Genomic DNA, 17,928 nt, shown 5'->3' on the forward strand with positions numbered 1-17,928 from the left:
GAACGGTCACAACCCTCGCCAGATCTTTACGGGCGTTTTGTCTTTCGGCCCGTAGCGCCGGGCATCGCAGCGCGCGGGCATGAAATCCTTGCCGTAGCAAAGCCGGATTTCCTCCAGCCAGCCATTATGATTGAGTTGCAGGCCCACCTGTTCCTGCTTCCAGCCGGGATTGGCGGCGGTGAAGCTCTTGCGAAGCGTGCCGGCATCCAGATCCTTGCGCCGGGAAAGCCGGTCGAGATCGGGCAGGCGCAGGGAACGCCACAGGATGGCCGAAACCTTGAAGTAGTTTTCCGGGCGGCGCACCATGCAGCTGCCATGCTTGGCCCATTCATGGGCCATCATCCGCTCGGACGGCATCATGCAGAGGTGCGGCCGCAACGTGTCGGGCGATGGGCTGCTGGCGGAGCACCATTGCGGCCAGTTCCCGCCCGTGCCTTCCGGCCATAACCCATGCACTATCAGGCCGAACCGCCCATCCCTGCCGCTGCATTGCCGCTTGTGCGCCCCGCTGGCCTCCCTGCCCCGGCAGAATTCCGGCGACCAGCTCAGGGCCAGCGTATAGCCGGTGACGGGCGTGCGGCGCGCAGGGCCGTCAGGCGCGATCCTGGGGACCGATAGCTGCCCTTGCGGAACACGGCATTGATAGGCCTGCGCGAATGCGTGCGTGCCGGAGGCGAGCAACAGCGCGGAGACAAGCAGGGTCAGTGCGGCGCGTTTCACAGAGGCGTGAAATCCAGCCCGATATCGGCTGCGGGCGCGCTTTGGGTCAGCCGCCCGACCGAGACGAAGTCCACCCCGGTTGCGGCAATCGCGCCGATGGTCTGGAGATTCACGCCGCCCGAAGCCTCGCAGGGGACCCGGCCCGCCACCAGCGCGACCGCCTCGCGCAGGGTTTGCGGCGCCATATTGTCCAGCAGCAGGTGGCTTGCCCCGGCCTCCAATGCCGGTTCGATCTGGTCGATCCGGTCCACCTCGCAGATGATGTCCTTCACGCCGGCGTCGCGGGCGCGGCGGACAGCCTCGCCCACATTGCCCGCCACCAGGATATGGTTGTCCTTTATCATCGCGGCGTCCCACAGCCCCATGCGGTGATTGCGGGCGCCGCCCATCCGGGTGGCGTATTTTTCCAGGCGGCGCAGGCCCGGAATGGTCTTGCGCGTATCCAGCAGCACGGCCCCGGCATCGCCCATGGCGGCGACATACTGGCGGGTCGTGGTGGCAATGCCGGAAAGGTGCTGCACGGTGTTGAGCGCGCTGCGTTCCGCCGTGAGCATGGCGCGGGCATTGCCGGACAGGCGCATCAGGTCCGTCCCGCCGGATACTTCCTCGCCCTCGCCAACCAGAATTTCGATTGTCATGTCGGGATCGAGCATGTGGAAGAAGGCGGCGGCGACCGGCAGCCCCGCCACGACGATGGGGTCGCGGCTATCCATTACCCCGGAAAAGCGCGCTTCTGCCGGAATGACGCTTTGCGCCGTCACGTCCCGCCCCCCGCCCGGGGCGCCGACACCCAGATCTTCATCCAATGTGGCGCGCACGAAGCGGTCGAGGTCGAAACCTTCGATGTGCCAATTGCTCACAAGTTCCCCTCTCGTCGTTGCGAGCATGGCGAAGCAAGCCAGAGCCAGGCTCTGTTGCCGCGTTGGCTACGCCTGCCCGCAATGACGAAATTCGATAGGCCCCGTCAATGCACGAAACGCGCAACAACATCGCGGTAGCTGCGTGAAACCTTCACCTGCGCTCCGCTTTCCAGCAGCAGGAAGCATTCGCCATTGGTGTGCGGCTTGACCTGCCGGACCTTGTCCAGATTGACGATGGTCGAGCGATGCACGCGCTGGAACACGCGCGGATCGAGCCTGCGTTCCAGATCCTTCATCGTTTCGCGCAGGATCAGCGAATTGTCGCCGGTGTAGATGCACATGTAATCGCCGGCGGCCTCAATATGCTCGATCGAATCGACGTCCACGCGGAAAATCTGCCCGCGGTCTTTCACATTGATGAGCTTTTCGTAGCGGGAGGAGCTTTCCTCGTCCTCCGGCATCTGGTCGATCGCGTCCGGTGCGACTTCGGCCAGCACGGTCTTGAGCTTTTCGGCTTCTTCGGCGGAACGTTTCTCCGCCAGACGCGTGCGGACCCGGTCCAGCGTATCGGCCAGTCTGTCCCCGTCCACCGGCTTCATCAGGTAATTCACGGCGTTGGCCTCGAACGCGCGGACGGCGTGTTCCTGATAGGCGGTCACGAACACGAACAGGGGCGGTTCGATCTCCATCACCCCCTTCACTACGGAGAAGCCGTCGAATCCGGGCATCTGGATATCCAGAAACACGAGATCGGGTTTTTCGGTCTTGATCTTGCGGATCGCTTCCCGGCCATTGGCGCAGGTGTCGATGATCTCGACATCGGGAAAGGCCTGGAGTCGAAGTTCCAGGCCCTGAATTGCTAGTTTCTCGTCATCGACAAGTATGGTGCGGATGGTCATGCGTTTGAATCCAGGGGATGCTTTTCGGGCAGAATGGTAACGGGTTGGGGCGCGGGAAGTTTCCCGTCGGTGTCCACCACCGCCTCTCCCTTCGCGGGCTCGTAGGGTATTTCGATAATAACCGTGAACCCTCCTTCGGGCGGGGTAAGGATTTCGAAGCGATGATCGTCGCCATAGGCTTGGGCGAGGCGATCGCGGATATTTGCCAATCCCACCCCGGTGGAAGCGGTGTCGTCATCGGCGATGACGGTGGGCAGGCTTGCCCGGTCCCCGGCATTTTGCAATCCCGGACCTGTGTCGGAGACGGTAACGCGAAGTTTCTGGCCGATGAGCCGAGCGCTGAGGCGAATTTGCGCGCCCTCCTCCTGCGCCGAAACCGCATATTTGATGGCGTTCTCCACCAGCGGCTGAAGCAGCAGGGACGGCAGCAACCCCCGTCCCGCCCCCGGCTCGATGCGGAAATCGGTCCGCAAGCGGTCTTCGAAACGCATCCGCTCGATCCCCAGATAGAGCTTCAGCGTCTCCACCTCTTCATCCACCGTCACCTTGGTGCCGGCCTGGTTGGCCAGGGTATGGCGCAGGAAGGAAGACAGCCGGGTAAGCATGGCGTTGGCCGGCTCGGTCTGCTTCAGCAGCACCAAGGTGGAGATCGAGTTCAGTGTGTTGAACAGGAAGTGCGGATTGAGCTGATAACGCAGCATGGCCAGCTGCGCGCTGGTGGCCTGCGCTTCCAGCTTCATCAGCTGGTCGGCCTGCTCTTCCACCCGCAGGAAGAAGTTGATCGCGTAATAGAGCGCCGACCAGGCGCCCAGCAAGGTAAGGTCCATGTAGAACACGCCTAGGAACAGCTGGGCAAAGTTGGACTGGCTGCCGGCCTGATAGAGGCTGATAACCCAGCCGTTGATGAATGCGGACATGCTGACCGCCAGCGCCAGGGCGATCGCCGTCACCCCCCATGTCACCAGCGGCCTGCGATGGATCAACTGGCGATAGATCACGGAAAGGATCAGGCTGATCGAAAAGCCGGTGACGGTGGCGATGAACACCAGGATCAGAAAGGAAAGCGGCTTTTCATTGGCGAGGCTGGTCATCGCGCGCAGCACCATCGCCCCGCCCCAGCCCGCGATCTGCAATTGCCAGAAGGCGCGGTTTTTGTTGGCGAAAAATGGTGTCGGGCTAAAGGGCAACACGGCCATGGGCAAATATCCTAGCGGATTTTCCAGACCAAGTCAGATATTTTGCGGGCATGGATCGCAGCTTCGCGTTTCATTCCCGGAGGAAATCCCGCGACCAGTCCGCCGCGCCTCTCCGCTCCATCGCGGCCCGCATCGGCGCAATCTCGCTTTCCATCGAGGCGGCCCGCTCGTCCCAGCCTTCATGGGTCGGCAGGCGCAGGATGCCCAGATCGTTGCGGCGGCCCCACCCTCTCATCAGCCGGACGGCTCCCGCCGGATCGTAGCCGGCATTGGCCAGCAGCCAGACACTGAGCCTGTCCGCCTCGCGTTCGGTCCTGCGGATATTGCCCCATCCTCTTCCTTCGCGTTCCAGCCAATCGCCGTGGCCCAGCAGATTGTGGGCGAATTCATGCGCGACAACCGCCGCGAATTCGCTTTCTTCCAGCACATCGCTGGGGCGTTTCGCCGCGCCGAAGCGCCGCCCGATGAGAACGCGCGAGCCATCCGCCTGCGCTTTTCCCCCCTGTGTCCGCAATTCGAACCGCCCCGGGCAAGCGGGAACGCCCGCCAGTTCCACTTCACGCTCCTCGTCGCTCCCCCGCTTCACGCGCAGCCGGATCTTGCCGCCATCCGCCAGCAAGGTATCGATGCGGTCGTGCAAGGTCTTGAGCCGCGTATAATCTCCGGCCGGAACGGATGGCAGATCCGCCATCGACCATGAACCGATCGCCAGCACTTCGTCGTTGGGCCTGAGGCCGGCGCGGGCGGCGGGCGAATCCGGAGCGACGGCCTGAACTGCGATATCGCTCGAAATTCCCAGCGCGGCCCGGATCGAGCCGGGATCGTTGTAATTCATCACATCCTGCAGGAGCAGCCCCACGGCCGGCCACGCCGCGCCGCAAAAAGCGGCATTGGCGGTGGCAAGCCGCCATCCCACCGTCTGCAGGCGGGTGTCGTCGAGCTGCAGCGCTTCCATTGCCAGGCCCACTTCAAGCCTGTCCGCGGCCGGCGTGGCATGAGCCGGGGCCGCAGCCAGGATCAGCAGCCAGAAAGGCCATTGCGCCAGGCGGAGCGACCGGGCGGCAACGTTAGGCACCATCATGCCACGTAGCCGCACCACGCTATTTGCGCGCGGCGGCAATCGCTTTGGCCAGCGCCTCGCGCCCCACCGCCCCCGAGAACGCCTGATCGCCGATCACCCAGCTCGGGGTGCCATTGAAGCCCATCCGCGCCGCCATCGCCTGGGTGCGCTGCAATTCCGCTTCGACTTCCTTCGAAGCCGCCACCTTCCGCGCTCGCTCCAGATCCAGTCCGGCCTGTTTCGCAGCCTGTTCGATCGCTTCGGGGCTGGGCCGGCCGATCTGGAATATCGCCTTGTGGAACGCTTCGAAGCGGCCCTGCTCGGCCGCGGCCAATGCCATGCGCGCGGCATCGGCGCTTTGCGGAGACAGGATCGGCAGTTCGCGCAGGACCACTTTCAGATCCGGGTTGGCCGCGATCAGCGCATCGATATCCGCCACGCTGTGCCGGCAATATCCGCAGGCATAATCGCTGAACTCGACCAGCACGACCTTGCCGGCGGGGTTGCCCAGCACCGCGCCCGGAAACGGCGTGAGCACAGCCTGGCGGATTTCGCCGAGCTGGCTTGCGCTTTCGCGGGCCTGCAACCGCTCGATGGCTTCGGGCAGGATTTCCGGATTGTCGAGGATATAGTCCCGAACCACCTTCTCGGTGGCATCCCGGTTCATGCCCGTGAAGGATGCGGCCCAGCCCCCGGCAAAGCCCAGTGCGGCGGCAAGAAGCGCGATCCCGGCAGTGGACAGGATGCGGAGCGCGGCGGTTTTTTCATCGGCCATTATTTGCGCTTACCGCTCTTTTTCTCCCGTTCAAGCGCTTCCCGCGCCTGCAAGGTGATATCCTGCGCGCGCAGCCAGTCCGGCGAATTCTCCGGCAGCCCGGCAAAGGCGGCCTGCGCGCTTTGCAGGGCCTCGTTGTATCGCCGGTACAGAATCTGCTGCTCGGCGCTGGCCAGCTTCGCCCGGGCCATGTCCCCTCGCGCCGCATATACCACGCCGAGCTGGTGCCAGGCGAAGGGATTATCCCGGTCGCGCGAAACCGCCGCTTTCAGCACGCGCTCGGCTTCGGGATAGTGATCGGCATCCTCGGTGGCGATCAGCGCATGGCCAAAGGTGAGAGCGATCAGAGGCGAATTGCCGGTCAGGCTGTTGGCCCGGCGCAGCGAAGCGAGCGCTTCGTCCGGGCGGCCGGATTCGAGCAGAATCTGGCCCTTCAATTCCAGGAAATAGGGATTGTTCGGGTCCGACATCAGCAGGGCGTCGCTTTCCGCAAGCGCCTTACCGACCTGGGCATCCTTGTGATAGGCATAAGCCCGCGCATAATGGGCCGATACGTCCGCCCGGGTGGGCGGATATGCCTGAAGAGTCTGCGCCGGTTCCGCCAGATAGCCATAGAGCTTGGCCTTGGCGCGTTCGAACCGGGCCTGGAGGTCCGAATCCACCGGCCGGGTCCAGGCCGGGTCCTTCTCATAGGTTTCGCGCAAGGTGACGATGCGGTCCCCGGTCAGGGGGTGGGTGCGGCTGAAACCGGCCTCGTCGCTCTGGCTGTAGCCGTGGCGGAATTCCAGATTCTGCAGCTTCCTGAAGAATTCCAGCGAACCGCGCCCGGAAATCCCCGCGGTGGAGAGAAACTGGGCGCCTGCCGCGTCCGCGCTGGATTCCTGCACCCGGGTAAAGGCCAGGAACTTGCCCATCGCGGCCTGCTGCCCTGCCGCCAGCACACCCATGGCCGCCTCGCCCCCTCCCGCCGCCGCGGCGGCGACGCCGAGCAGGAGGGACAGGATGGTGATGTTGGTTGCCGCCTTCGCGCCTTCGTCGAACCGGATGATATGCCCGCCGGTGATATGCCCCAATTCGTGGGCGATGACGCCCTGCACTTCGTCGGCGCTGTCGGCGGCATTGATCAGCCCGCTGTGGATGTAGATCGCCTGCCCGCCCGCCACGAAGGCATTGATGGAGGGGTCGTTGATCAGGACGATGTCCACATTGCCGGGCTCCAGCCCCGCCGCCTTGACCAGGGGGGCGGCCATATCCTTCAGCAGTGCTTCGGTTTCCGCATCGCGCAAGATGGATTGGGCGGCGACCGGTTGCACCGCCAGGGCAAGGATCGCGCAAATCGCAAGCAGGCGGGCCAATATCGACATTCGCAAATTGCTATCGTTCCTTCGCCTTAACCGGCGCTGAAGCCATAGCCTGTTCCCGGCAGCGGGAAAAGCGAACGGGATTTTTTCGTCAGCCGATTAGCTGGCGCGCGGCACGGGCCAGCATGGCGTCATCCTGCGGCAGCTCACCCAGCATCGCGATATGGCCTTCGGGCAGGCGCCGGATCATGACGAGGCCGAATTCATGGCCCTGCGGCGGAAGCATGTCGAAGCCGCGCGGTTCCATTCCGCGCAACTTGCGGGCCAGCTTTTCCCGCGCGGGCGCTGCGTCCCTGGCCGGCTTGCCGCTTTCCTCGCGGCGCAGCAGGCGCTCCGCCTTGACCACTCCCTTGAGCCCGCCGTCGAAAGCGGAAAGGAAGGCCGTCAATTCGCCCTGCGCCAGCCCCAGGCGATGGCCATGATTCAGCGCGGCCGCATATTCGGTGAGGCGGGTCTTGTCGTAATCCGCGCCGAACACCAGCTTGACGACCGGCGTCATGGGCGCCCGGGCCTGCCGCGTCAGGCCGTAATCGGCGAGCAATTCATCGAATTCCTCCGGCGCGTGCGCGGCGGCAATCGAAAAATCATAGGCCCGGCCGATCGCGGCATACAGCGCCTGGCGGGTTCGTTCCTCATTGCCATGGGCGGCCCGGGCCATTTCCCGCGCGGAAGCGAGCCAGTCGCCCAGTTCCATCTCGCTTTCATCCAGGCAGAGCGAGGGCAGTTCGCCTTCCAGAGACGGATCAGCGGCGGTGGCCGTCGAAAGATTCCATCCGAAGCCAGGCTTGGGCAGGGTTGCCTCGATCTCGCTTTCGTCCGCTTCCATTTCCGGCGAAAGATCCAGGATAGCGTCTTCGGGCAGATGGCGCGCCGGCTTGCTTGCCAGCGGGCTGTCGGCCCAGCTGGTAAGCGGCTCGATTCCCTGCTGGGTCCGCCCGGCGATCGCATTCTCCGGGTTCAGGGCCTGATCGATTTCCAGCATCAGCTCATCCGTGGTGAACTGGTCGGCCAGTTCCTTCCAGTTGATCACGCCGTAGATGAAGTCGATGGTGTCGTCGTCGCTGGAAAAGGGCAGCAGGATGCCCCGATAAAGAATCGTGCGGCCGTCCTGGTTCACGAATTCCGCCTCGAACCCGATCGGGGCCTGGTTGGCGAGAATTTGCATGTAGTGATCGGTGATGCGGGACAGTAGCGACCGGCTGGGAACGTCGGACAGCGATGCAATATCGCCTTCGGCTCCGCATTCCTTCGCCAGCTTTGCGCCGAGGAAGACGATGTTCGGGTTTTCGATGCCGACGCTGAAATCCAGCAATACGCTATAGGGGCCGAAATCCGGCAGGTTTTGCGGATCGATGTCCTCTACCGACGGGAAGTGGCGATCCTCCAGCAGATTGGCCCAGTAATTATAGGCGCGCACCTGCATGCGTCGTTCGTCCTGCCCGATCGGTGAAGGCGGCATCTCGCGCCCGGCCTCGTCATCGGCCGGATCGTAATAGTCCGGCTCGCCGAAATCATCGACGCCGTTCGCGAAATTCCCCCTGAGCGTGTCCATTCGGGAAAGCCCTCAATTCCTAGTCTTTCAAGGGCTTTCTGGCGCGACGTGGTAAATATCCCGTTAAGTCGCGCTATATAAGGTTCAGCCGGTTTCAGAGCATGTAGCGCATATGGATGGTCTGATGCACAGGCTCGTGCTCCACGGTGAAGGCGGCCGCCTCGAATTTGGGCGGGCCCATCCTGACAGGAGCATCCCGCGAAAAGCCGAAACCTTCCTTCGGCATCAGGAACAAGGCGCGGTCGATCTTGCCGTTGCGGTTCTCGTCATGCAGCAGGGCGATGGCGTAGCGGCCCGGCATCACATCGGAGAAAGTGAACGTGGGGTTCGGGGATGCTGGCGCGACGAGGCGATAATCCTGTTCGCTCTTGCATTTCGGAAATTCCCGGGAATCCCGGGTCAGGCAGGCGCGCACCACGCCTTTCGCGGATCTCAATCCGGTCACGGCCACGGTCACTTCGGTGCCTGCCATGCCGGCGGCGTGCAGGCGCGCGCCAGCGCCCGGTGGGACCAGCAAGGCATGGAGCGCCGCACACAGCGCCGCGGCCAGAACAAGGATCATGGCCGGGCAATTCCCTGGTCGGTTCCGCAGAGCCTGTCCCAGAAGCGGAAATAAAGGCCGTAATTGCAGCGATACAACTCATGATGGCGTTGATGGTGGCTGGCCGTGATGATCCAGCCTCCCAGGCGGGAGTGAACCACCCGTCTGGGAAAAATCTCCCAGCCCATGTGATTGGTGACGCCCATCACGGTCATGATCGCCAATACGGCGCCGAGCATGGCGATGTGGATGGGAATCAGGAACACCAGGGCGGGAATCGCCACTGCGCCGGTCAAAGCCTCGATCGGATGGAAATTCATGGCCGCCCAGGCGGTGGGCGGACGGCTGGCATGGTGGACGGCATGCGCGATCCGAAACGGGGCGGGGCGATGCAGCCAGCGATGGGTCCAGTAGAACCAGCTGTCGTGAAGGAAGAGATAGGCGAACAGCGAAACCGGCAGATACCACAGCGGATAATCGCTCCAGTGCGTGTAGATCAACGTCCAGCCTCGCTCCTTCCAGCCCCAGGCGACGATTCCCGCGGGTATGCCGTAGATCGCCGCGGACAGGAGCGACCATGCTATTTCCGAATGCATCTGGCGTTCGAGCCCGGAATAGAGCCCTGGCCGGACCTTCCCGGTTATCCAGGCAAAGGCGCCGCTCGTCAGTGCGTAACGCGCTGCCACGATCAAGCTCATTGCCAGGGCGGAAAGCAGGATGGGACCGGGCTGGATCGGCGGCATAGATGCCTTATGCCCGAATTATGCCCGGCAAGCAGGCTTATTCGCTGCTCGCCCATGCCGTGCATTGGGGGTCCATCGCCGCCAGTTGCCGGCGCAACGCGGTCCGGGCGAGCCGCTCCACCTCCACCTTGCGCCGCGCCGAAGCCAGCGGATGGGTGGGGGCGGGCCTCACGATTTCTCCATCATAGCCATCCGCCACGATCACGCCGCAGCAATCCGGACGGAATGCTTCCCCCTCCAGGCAGGTGTGATCCAGTACCGGAGGAAGGCCCCAGAAGAAGCGATCGCAATAATCGAGATAGTCCGGCCATTTTCCGTCGCCCAGCAAATCGGCCCGGCTGACCTTGATTTCCACGATCACGATATGGCCTTTGGGGTCGATCCCCATCAGGTCCGCCCGCCTGCCATTGCGCAAAGGCATTTCCTGGAGGCACCAGATGTCGTTACGGGCGAACAGCCGGGAAATGCCCCGGGCTACCGCTTGCGCATCGAAGGCGAGGGGAATCAGCATGCTGGCCATGCCCCCGGATGGAACATAAAGGGAACTCGGTCAAGCCGCTTCAATATTGTCTATGTCGCCTGCGGGCCGATCCGTCGTGTCGGCGGGCGGGGGAGCAAGGAGCACTATTGCGGCTGTCGCGGCCTCGAATTCTCGCCATAAGGCCAATGCCGCTATGGATGCATTGGCGCCCTTCGTCCTGGCGGAAAGCAGCGCGGCAAGTCCTTGCTCCATCACTGCCGCCAAATCGCCCACCGCTCTTGCGGCATGGTCCAGCCACCAGCCGCCGGCGCTCTGGATGAATTCCGGAAAATCCCGGATCTCATCGGGCAAATGTCTCGCTTCCAGGCCAGCCAATGCACGGACCGCTTCCGCTGCATCCTGGAGCGCGACCCATTTCAGCTGAATGATGCGAACCCGGCTATCGCGGCCCTGATTCGCTGATAAACCGCCCAAGGCGGCGGTTGAGGAATCATCGCGGCTGGGGATCGAACTCATTGCGCAATCCTAGCTCCGCCGGATTGCCAAATTGCTAATCCGCGAGGCGGTGCGCCCGCATCCAGCGGGATGCTTGGAAAAGCGCTGGCGCGATGCCGAAGAGGTTGCTAACTGGCCGCTTCACGCACCCGTAGCTCAGCTGGATAGAGCGCTGCCCTCCGAAGGCTCACGTCCAACGCGAGAGTAGGGTTTTTATACAGCAAATACGGGCACTTAGGAAGGCCAAAGAAAGGACGGACGAAAAAACTCACCAAAAACTCACCGCGCTCGGACAGCCGATTCTGATCGCGGATTGACCTTCCTCGGCCCAACTCATACGGCTTCATGCCATCCGCACCCGTAGCTCAGCTGGATAGAGCGTCGCCCTCCGAAGGCGGAAGTCAAGCTGTTTTTAGGGTGGTGGGCGATAAGAATAAGTGTGTAATAACAAGGTTTTAGGTCGATTTTAGCGGAAGCGGATTTTCTAGGCAAAAGCACCACGGAAGCACCACGGAAGCAGTCGACAGATTGACGATTTTCTAGGCCCCGACTACGGGGGACCGGATGCACTCGTAGCTCAGCTGGATAGAGCGCCGCCCTCCGAAGGCGGAGGCCACAGGTTCGAATCCTGTCGAGTGCGCCAAATTTTCCTTATTTATCATCGCCTTAAACTCTCTACGAGGGCGATCGCCCAGTCGGCCTTAGAGGGTCGCGGAAGCACGCAGCGTCAAGTTGCAGCCCAAATCCTTGGCTTTCTGCCGATTTGCGGGAGGATTCGCGGAAGCAGTCGATGCCTAGCCTCCCGCACCCTCTAAGTTGGTGGCCGACTCGACCTTGCTTTCGACGATCGTCAAACCGAGAGGTCGATTACGACCGGCGCGTGGTCGCTTGTCTTTTCCCAACTACGTGGACGGGTATCAACCTCGGCGCGTTCAAGGCGCTTCAGAGCTTGTGGGTTGAGGAGGAAGTGATCGATCCTCAGTCCTGCGTTCCGCTCGAATGACCGCCGCCAGTACTTCCAGAAAGTGTAGATTGCCGCGTCGGGATGCAGGTGGCGGATCGCATCTACCCAGCCCTGGTCCGGCAACCGCTGCCAGGCCTCCCGGACTTCAGGCGCGAAGAGCGCGTCTTCTCGCCAGCGCTCTGGCGCATAGACGTCGAGTTCGGTGGGCATCACGTTGAAGTCACCAGCGACGATCACGGGCGCATCCAGATTGATAAGCGACGACAGATGCGCTTCCAGCCTCTCGAACCAGCGCAGCTTGTACTCGAACTTCGGGCCGGGACGCGGGTTGCCGTTGGGGGCGTAAAGGCCTGCGATAAGGACGCCGTTCACGGCAGCCTCGATATACCGGCTCTGTGTGTCACCCGGATCGCCCGGTAAGTCGCGCCGCGTCTCGTGGATTTCGCCGACGCGGCTCAGCAACGCCACTCCGTTCCATTGGCTCTGGCCATGCCAGATCGCGTCATAACCGGCGTCGCGAATGGCCGCTTCCGGAAAGCGGTCCTGAGCAGCCTTCAGTTCCTGCAGCACCACGACATCGGGTTGGGCCAGGTCGAGCCAACGCAGCAGGACCGGCAGCCGCCCATTGATCCCGTTCACGTTATAGGTGGCGATCTTCATCAGAGGTCAGGAAGGACCTGGTCGGCACGGCCCCATCGCGCGAGGTTCTTCGACGCGGCGCGTTTCAGCATCTCCTCACCATCGCCGATATGCCAATGCGACGGCGCGTCGATGTCCCGCAGCTCTTCCCATGTCAGCGGAACTGCAAGGGGCGCAAACTCACGGGTTCTCGCGCTATAGGGCATGACCGCTGTGGCCCCGCGCTGGTTGCGCAGATAGTCGATAAATATGCGATCCTTACGCCGCGCCTTGGCAAGCGCCGATGTGAACCGGGCGGGCTCGGCCTGGGCTAGTGCAGTCGCGAAGCGGTGCGCGAAATCCTTCACCTGAGGCCATTCGGCTGATGGCGTGAGCGGCGCGATGATGTGTACGCCCTTGCCGCCAGTCACCATCGGGAAGGTCGCGAGGCCCATCTCCGCAAGCACGTCGCGAACGTGGAAAGCGGCCGAGACCACATCTTTGAACGCAAGCCCTTCATCGGGATCGAGATCGAAGACGAGCCTGTCGGGCTGCTCGACGTCCTCGATGCGGGCACCCCAGCCGTGGAATTCGATCGTCCCCATCTGAACACAGGTCAGCAGACCTGCGGGCGTGTCGACGAACAGATAGGGTTCGTCGTGACCATCCTTCTCGCGAATGGCGACCTGTTTCACCGCGTCCCCGAAGCTGCCCGCGTCATGCTTCTGGAAGAAACACTTCTTCGCCCGGCCCTGCGGACAGCGAACGAGACTGATCGGGCGGCTGCCCGCCCAGGGCAGCATGATAGCTGCCACCGTTTCATAATAGTCGGCGAGCTGACCTTTGGTGAGCTTGCCTTCGGGAAAGATCACCCGGTCGCGGTTGCTGATCCTGACGCCGCTGCCTACGGGCGCAGTCGCCTTCTCGACCGGAGCCTCGCTTTCCAACACCACGGCCTCTGGCTTCTTATCCTCGCGCAGGCCGAGATAGCTTGGGTGGCGCAACACCCCGTCGCCGGTAACCTCCGTGTATGCCACCTCGGCCACCAGCCTGGGCTCGATCCACTGGGCGCCTCGCACAGCGGCGCGCGGCGCCTCGACCGTCGGGGTCTTGCGCTCGAGCGGCGCCATGACTGCGCTCAGGCGTTCGATCTCGTCGTCGGTGTATCCGGTCCCCACCTTACCCGCGTACCGCAGCTGGCCGTCCTCGTTGACGCCAAGGAGCAGCGAGCGAAATCCTCTCCGCTTGTCGGACGGAAGCCAGCCGACGATCACGAATTCCTGGCGGCGTATGCACTTGGTCTTCGTCCAGGTGCCGCTGCGCGTGCCGGAATAGCGGGCGTCGGCCCGCTTGGAGATCACGCCTTCGAGGCCCGCGCCGCAGAAACTGTCGAGCAGCTTCTCGCCGCTGCCCACGATGTGATCGGAATAATGAATGCGCTCGGTCCCCGCGCCGATCAGCGCTGCCAGCCGCTCCTTGCGCGCCGTCAGCGGGAGGCCGGTCAGATCTTCGCCGTCGAGTTCGAGGAGGTCGAAGGCGAAATATTCGATGATGTCGGGGTTATCCTTGAGCGCCCCCTGCAAGGCCTGGAAGCTCGTGCGACCATCGGGAAGCCGCACCACGGCCTCGCCGTCGATCAGCGCACTGCCGGCATTGAGAGAGGCGGCGTCGGCAATCAGGCCGGCGAAGCGATCCGACCAGTCCAGCCCCGATCGCGTATAGGCGCGGTCGCCCTCGCCCCCGATAGCGATCAGCGTCCGATAGCCGTCATATTTGAGTTCGTGCAGCCAGTTGGTGCCGCTGGGCACATGGTCGACCAGCGTCGCAAGCTGCACCGGGCGGAAGGCCGGAGGTGCGGAAGGGGGCTTGTTACCGCGAGACGATGCTTTCCGGGATGTGGAGCGTGAGCCGCTCGACTTTCCCTTCGCCGCCTTGCCGGCAGCGATCTCCTCCATCGTGCGCCCACTGTCTATGCTGGTCAGGTGCGTGCCGACCAGATCGTCCGACCCGCCGGCGTGGATGTCGTCGACCTTGCGGAGTATCCAGTTCTCGGCCTTTTCCTTGCCGCGCGGCTTCAGTCGGAACATCACCCATTCACCCTTCATCCGGCGGCCGTGCAGGATGAAATGGAGATGGCCTTCGGCGAGGGTCTTGCGTGGGTCTTTGCCCGGGATCGAATCCCATGTGCCGTTATCCCACAGCATCACCGTGCCGCCGCCATATTCGCCTTTGGGGATAGAGCCTTCGAACCTGGCGTAATCGAGCGGATGGTCCTCGGTTCGGACCGCGAGCCGCTTGTCATCGGGATTGGCGCTTGGACCACGCGTGACCGCCCAGCTCACCAGCACGCCATCGAGTTCGAGGCGGAAATCGAAATGCAGTCGCGATGCGGCGTGCTTCTGGACGACAAATCCATTGCCGCTGGTTGACGCCGTGGCGCCGGAAGGTTCGGCCGTCCGCCCGAAATCCCGCTTTGCATGATAGCGGGCGAGCTTCTGGTCAGTCGCCTTGTCCTTCGCTGTCGCAGCTTTCGCCATTCGCAGGCCCGTCCTCTCGTCTTGTCTAATCCTTCCCCCGTGGAACGCGTTCCCCCACCTGCGCGCTTCCGATGGCGCGAACAAAGCGGTAGCTAGCCTGCTCGAACTTCAGTGACCGGAAGAAATTATGGCTGTTGGCGATGGCGATATGGCTCATCACCTCCACCTCGCGGCATCCGGCCTTTTTCAGCGCGGCCTCGGCGGCGGCCAACAGGGATGACCCAATGCCGCGCCTGCGATGCGCCTTGTCGACCAGCAGCAATGTTATCCGGCCCGTTTCGCCCCGCTGGACGGTCGGCACCACCGCCCAGGCGCAGCATCCGATGATCGCGCCCTTCTCAGCGACAACCATGCCGCCCTTCGCCTTGCGGATCGCGGCAAGATTGCCGGCGATGTCCTCCGCATTCACGGACCCGTCGCTAAGTCCGCCGAGCAAAGCCGACAGTGCATCGGCGTCACCCGGTTTCGCCTGCCGGATCGCCAGCTCCGGTTCGGGCTCTGGCACAGCTTCCGGCTTGTTCGGCGGCGATTCCGTTTTCGGCACCAGCCGCAGGTCAGGCCTGCCCTGAGGGGGGCGCGCGGCCTTCCGGCGTTGCGGGCCTGCGCCGGCTTCGCCGCGCCCGGCTGACTTGCGGCGGATGGGGCTCTCCTCGTCGTCCGGTTCCGCCGCGCGAGCTTTTTTGGCTTGTAGCGGGCGATCGGGCGTCGTCTCGGCCGACTGCTTCCATGTGCCGAGCGCGCTCTTGCGAAGATAGGCTTCTACGTCTGCGGCGCTGGCCGTGAGGCCTTCGTCACCCATCCCGAGCAAAGGTTTTCCCGTTGCATCGGTCAGGCCGAACTTACCGTAGTCGCCCACACCGGGTTTACGGCGACGGGATTTCAGGAGCTTGAAGCCCCGGTGCTGCGCCATGTCCCGCAACGCGTCGTCTCTGACGGCCATGATGCGCCGCCTCGCAGTCAGGCTTCGCCCAGCGCGCGATAGACCGACATGAGATGCCGGGAGGCGCTGGTGCGGGCACGAGGCGAGCGGATCGTCGCCTCATTGGTGTCATGGAGCATGGTGAGCATCTCCAGAACCTCGCGGCGCGGCGTGCCCGTCTCGCACAGATGCTCGCCGATCAGGGTTAGGAGATTGGCCCACAGGGTGATCGTGCCTTCGGCAAAGGCTTCATCGTCGTCTTGCCCTTGCGGACTGACCATGCCGTCGTCACGAACCATCGGTCAGGCCCGCTTGCGGGCGGGCTTCGTCGCCGACTTGCTGGCTGTCTTTTTCGCGGGCGCCTTGCCGCTAGACTTGCTTGCCGCTGTAGCGGGCGCCTTCTTGCCCGTGCCGCCGCTGCCGATCGATTTCTTGAGCGCCGCCATCAGATCGACGACGTTCGAGCCGCGCGGATCGGCGCCCTTGTCATCCTCCTCGATGTTGAGCGTCTTGCCCTTCTTCTTGCGATCGATCAGCTCGCGCAGCGCGTCGGCATAGCGATCATGGAAATCGGTGGCGTCGAACTTGCCGGTCTTCTTGTCGATCAGTGTGGTGGCGAGATCGAGCAGTTCCTCGTCCGGGTCGGCGTCGCTGATCTCCCGGAAATAGCTCGATGCGCGATTGACTTCGTCGGCATAGCGCAGTGTCTCCATCACCAAGCCGCGCCCGCACGCCTTAATGCTGACGACATATTCCCGGCCGCGCATCGCAAGCTGGCCAAGGCCGACCTTGCGGGTCCGTCGGAGCGCCTCACGCAGCACGATGAAGGCTTCTTCGGCCAGATCGTCGGCGGGAACGATATAATAGGGCTTCTCGAAATAGATCATGTCGATGTCGTGCGCTTCGACGAACTGGGTCAGCTCAAGAGTCTTTTTGCTTTCCAGCTTGACGCCTTCGATCTCCTCATCGTCGAGCAGGACATATTCGCCCTTGGCATATTCGAAACCCTTGACGATCTCGTCGAGGTCTACCGGCCCGATGCCGGGCACGACCTTCTCATATTTGATGCGTTTTCCGGACGGCTCGTGAATCTGGTTGAAGGCGATCTTCGCGCCGCTCTTCGTCGCTGAGTAAATCTCGACCGGGATCGATACCAGCGCCAGACGGATCTGGCCTTTCCAATAAGGGCGCGCCGCCATTTCTCGACTCCTCCGAACAGACTCCTTAAATTCCCAATTCTTCGGCTCGTTCCTCCCATCATTACATGATGGAGCCGAGTCGACGGAAATGCGTCGGGATGTGACATTGCGATCTGCGCTCTGAATTGGTTCATTCGCACGCAAGCCGATCATGCTACCACTGCGTGATGCGCCCTTTCCTCGCCATCCTCTTCGCATGTGCCGGCTGCTCGGCGCCCCACGTTCTGCCGCTCGATACTGGTGCTCCCGAGCGCATTTATGCGACACAGACCAGCGCTCCGTCCCCTGATTATAGGACTATGCTCGGTCGGGAGACGAAGGCGCCCGGCAGTTCTCTGATCCGCGAGGCGTCCCGTTCTCCCCCTGCGAACTCAAAGGCAGTAGGCGAGGTTTGGCTCGAACGATTGCAAGGCCGCAAGGCGCTTCTTGGCTATGGGCGCTCGCGTCAAGGACAAGACGCGCCCGTTGATGCCATCGATACGGGGCTGACGGCCGAGGAATTCGACAGTTGGACTCGCGAAAATGGCTGGTCAGTCCCCCCACATATCCGCTGGGGCTTCGTATCCGTGCTCAATCTCCCGGAGGTGAGCGCCGCAGCCGAAGGAAAGGTGCGTGTCTGGCCTGCCTCGACTGCTCGAACCGGGATGCAGCTACAGGCATTGCATGGCGGTCGGATCGAGTTGCGGGACGGCTGTTTCTTTACGGGCGCGGCAGGGCAGCCAGCCGATAAGCTGGCCTGGTTTCATGCCGAGATCGGCCTCGATATCGATACGGAAGGATATTATGTCCTACGCGACCGCGTCGATGGCGCCACACTCGCCCGGTTGGGCGAAGAGATGAACTGGGCCGGACCAGCCAGCGCAACGATGGACGATGATCGTAAGCGGGCTCTGCTGGAGGCCTGCGGTCCGGCGGAAATCATGGTTGTAGGCTCGCCCCAATCGCGCGTCCGGTTCCAGGCGCAATATCCACACGCGCGCTAAGCATCCGGGGCAATGATGGCTGGAA

The 17,928-nt window shown here is 63.1% G+C and carries 18 protein-coding genes and 1 tRNA gene; 2 read left to right on the plus strand and 17 right to left on the minus strand.

Annotation, left to right across the window (positions count from 1 at the left end; all coding sequences use genetic code 11):
• Positions 1–6: 6 nt before the first annotated feature.
• From U8326_RS13370 to U8326_RS13425, 12 genes are all read right to left on the minus strand, one after another.
• Complete coding sequence (locus tag U8326_RS13370; protein WP_324740878.1) at positions 7–720, minus strand: ribonuclease T2 family protein; 714 nt, start codon at positions 718–720, stop codon at positions 7–9.
• A complete protein-coding gene (nadC, locus tag U8326_RS13375) occupies positions 717–1,580 on the minus strand; it encodes a carboxylating nicotinate-nucleotide diphosphorylase (RefSeq protein ID WP_324740879.1) in 864 nt (287 codons plus the stop codon). The genes U8326_RS13370 and nadC overlap by 4 nt, the downstream gene beginning before the upstream one ends.
• Positions 1,581–1,684: 104 nt before the next feature.
• A complete protein-coding gene (locus U8326_RS13380) occupies positions 1,685–2,479 on the minus strand; it encodes a LytTR family DNA-binding domain-containing protein (protein WP_324740880.1) in 795 nt (264 codons plus the stop codon).
• Positions 2,476–3,675, minus strand: a complete 1,200-nt coding sequence (locus U8326_RS13385) for a sensor histidine kinase (RefSeq protein ID WP_324740881.1) — start codon at positions 3,673–3,675, stop codon at positions 2,476–2,478. The genes U8326_RS13380 and U8326_RS13385 overlap by 4 nt, the downstream gene beginning before the upstream one ends.
• Before the next feature lie 70 nt (positions 3,676–3,745).
• On the minus strand, positions 3,746–4,756 hold the full coding sequence (locus U8326_RS13390) for a PDZ domain-containing protein (RefSeq protein ID WP_324740882.1): 1,011 nt from the start codon (positions 4,754–4,756) through the stop codon (positions 3,746–3,748).
• A gap of 19 nt (positions 4,757–4,775) precedes the next feature.
• Entirely contained in the window at positions 4,776–5,510 is a 735-nt protein-coding gene (locus tag U8326_RS13395) for a DsbA family protein (RefSeq protein WP_324740883.1), read from the minus strand.
• Entirely contained in the window at positions 5,510–6,874 is a 1,365-nt protein-coding gene (locus U8326_RS13400) for a M48 family metalloprotease (protein ID WP_324740884.1), read from the minus strand. The genes U8326_RS13395 and U8326_RS13400 overlap by 1 nt, the downstream gene beginning before the upstream one ends.
• 88 nt (positions 6,875–6,962) lie before the next feature.
• Positions 6,963–8,423: a PAS domain-containing protein gene (locus U8326_RS13405; RefSeq protein ID WP_324740885.1), complete on the minus strand. Its 1,461-nt coding sequence runs from the start codon at positions 8,421–8,423 to the stop codon at positions 6,963–6,965.
• A gap of 94 nt (positions 8,424–8,517) precedes the next feature.
• Entirely contained in the window at positions 8,518–8,985 is a 468-nt protein-coding gene (locus tag U8326_RS13410; RefSeq protein ID WP_324740887.1) for a DUF2141 domain-containing protein, read from the minus strand.
• The gene (locus U8326_RS13415; protein WP_324740888.1) at positions 8,982–9,662 is read right to left on the minus strand and encodes a sterol desaturase family protein; all 681 of its coding nucleotides are present in this window, start codon (positions 9,660–9,662) and stop codon (positions 8,982–8,984) included. Before U8326_RS13415 ends, U8326_RS13410 begins: the two co-directional genes overlap by 4 nt.
• A gap of 82 nt (positions 9,663–9,744) precedes the next feature.
• Positions 9,745–10,227 carry an MmcB family DNA repair protein gene (locus U8326_RS13420; RefSeq protein WP_324740890.1) on the minus strand — a complete coding sequence of 161 codons (483 nt, stop codon included), beginning with the start codon at positions 10,225–10,227 and terminating at the stop codon, positions 9,745–9,747.
• 30 nt (positions 10,228–10,257) lie between these two features.
• A complete protein-coding gene (locus tag U8326_RS13425) occupies positions 10,258–10,704 on the minus strand; it encodes a hypothetical protein (RefSeq protein WP_324740891.1) in 447 nt (148 codons plus the stop codon).
• Between the two features lie 545 nt (positions 10,705–11,249).
• Between U8326_RS13425 and U8326_RS13430 the strand changes: the two genes are divergently transcribed.
• Positions 11,250–11,326: transfer RNA gene (locus U8326_RS13430), tRNA-Arg, on the plus strand.
• A 207-nt stretch (positions 11,327–11,533) separates the two neighbouring features.
• On the opposite strand, the gene xth is transcribed toward U8326_RS13430, so the two are convergent.
• The 5 genes from xth to U8326_RS13455 are packed head-to-tail and all read right to left on the minus strand — an operon-like array spanning position 11,534 to position 16,920.
• A complete protein-coding gene (gene xth / locus U8326_RS13435; RefSeq protein ID WP_324740892.1) occupies positions 11,534–12,307 on the minus strand; it encodes an exodeoxyribonuclease III in 774 nt (257 codons plus the stop codon).
• A complete protein-coding gene (ligD, locus tag U8326_RS13440; protein WP_324740893.1) occupies positions 12,307–14,802 on the minus strand; it encodes a DNA ligase D in 2,496 nt (831 codons plus the stop codon). Before ligD ends, xth begins: the two co-directional genes overlap by 1 nt.
• 25 nt (positions 14,803–14,827) lie before the next feature.
• Positions 14,828–15,742: a GNAT family N-acetyltransferase gene (locus U8326_RS13445; protein WP_324740894.1), complete on the minus strand. Its 915-nt coding sequence runs from the start codon at positions 15,740–15,742 to the stop codon at positions 14,828–14,830.
• A 17-nt stretch (positions 15,743–15,759) separates the two neighbouring features.
• Positions 15,760–16,020, minus strand: a complete 261-nt coding sequence (locus U8326_RS13450) for a hypothetical protein (RefSeq protein ID WP_324740895.1) — start codon at positions 16,018–16,020, stop codon at positions 15,760–15,762.
• 3 nt (positions 16,021–16,023) lie between these two features.
• Positions 16,024–16,920, minus strand: a complete 897-nt coding sequence (locus U8326_RS13455; RefSeq protein WP_324740896.1) for a Ku protein — start codon at positions 16,918–16,920, stop codon at positions 16,024–16,026.
• 404 nt (positions 16,921–17,324) lie between these two features.
• Here U8326_RS13455 and U8326_RS13460 point away from each other — a divergent pair, with 404 nt between their 5' ends.
• A complete protein-coding gene (locus U8326_RS13460) occupies positions 17,325–17,903 on the plus strand; it encodes a hypothetical protein (RefSeq protein ID WP_324740897.1) in 579 nt (192 codons plus the stop codon).
• The last annotated feature ends 25 nt before the right edge of the window (positions 17,904–17,928 follow it).

Origin of the sequence: Tsuneonella sp. CC-YZS046, assembly GCF_035581365.1 — a bacterium.
GTDB lineage: Bacteria > Pseudomonadota > Alphaproteobacteria > Sphingomonadales > Sphingomonadaceae > JAWKXU01.

Bases quoted from the DNA above. Each gene is read 5' to 3' on its own strand.
- U8326_RS13380 (WP_324740880.1), bottom strand. From the start codon at position 2,479: ATGACCATCCGCACCATACTTGTCGATGACGAGAAACTAGCAATTCAG.
- U8326_RS13420 (WP_324740890.1), bottom strand. From the start codon at position 10,227: ATGGCCAGCATGCTGATTCCCCTCGCCTTCGATGCGCAAGCGGTAGCC.
- U8326_RS13450 (WP_324740895.1), bottom strand. From the start codon at position 16,020: ATGGTTCGTGACGACGGCATGGTCAGTCCGCAAGGGCAAGACGACGAT.
- ligD (WP_324740893.1), bottom strand. From the start codon at position 14,802: ATGGCGAAAGCTGCGACAGCGAAGGACAAGGCGACTGACCAGAAGCTC.
- U8326_RS13395 (WP_324740883.1), bottom strand. From the start codon at position 5,510: ATGGCCGATGAAAAAACCGCCGCGCTCCGCATCCTGTCCACTGCCGGG.
- U8326_RS13400 (WP_324740884.1), bottom strand. From the start codon at position 6,874: ATGTCGATATTGGCCCGCCTGCTTGCGATTTGCGCGATCCTTGCCCTG.
- U8326_RS13390 (WP_324740882.1), bottom strand. From the start codon at position 4,756: ATGATGGTGCCTAACGTTGCCGCCCGGTCGCTCCGCCTGGCGCAATGG.
- U8326_RS13425 (WP_324740891.1), bottom strand. From the start codon at position 10,704: ATGAGTTCGATCCCCAGCCGCGATGATTCCTCAACCGCCGCCTTGGGC.
- U8326_RS13415 (WP_324740888.1), bottom strand. From the start codon at position 9,662: ATGAGCTTGATCGTGGCAGCGCGTTACGCACTGACGAGCGGCGCCTTT.
- U8326_RS13455 (WP_324740896.1), bottom strand. From the start codon at position 16,920: ATGGCGGCGCGCCCTTATTGGAAAGGCCAGATCCGTCTGGCGCTGGTA.
- U8326_RS13410 (WP_324740887.1), bottom strand. From the start codon at position 8,985: ATGATCCTTGTTCTGGCCGCGGCGCTGTGTGCGGCGCTCCATGCCTTG.
- U8326_RS13405 (WP_324740885.1), bottom strand. From the start codon at position 8,423: ATGGACACGCTCAGGGGGAATTTCGCGAACGGCGTCGATGATTTCGGC.
- xth (WP_324740892.1), bottom strand. From the start codon at position 12,307: ATGAAGATCGCCACCTATAACGTGAACGGGATCAATGGGCGGCTGCCG.
- U8326_RS13445 (WP_324740894.1), bottom strand. From the start codon at position 15,742: ATGGCCGTCAGAGACGACGCGTTGCGGGACATGGCGCAGCACCGGGGC.
- U8326_RS13385 (WP_324740881.1), bottom strand. From the start codon at position 3,675: ATGGCCGTGTTGCCCTTTAGCCCGACACCATTTTTCGCCAACAAAAAC.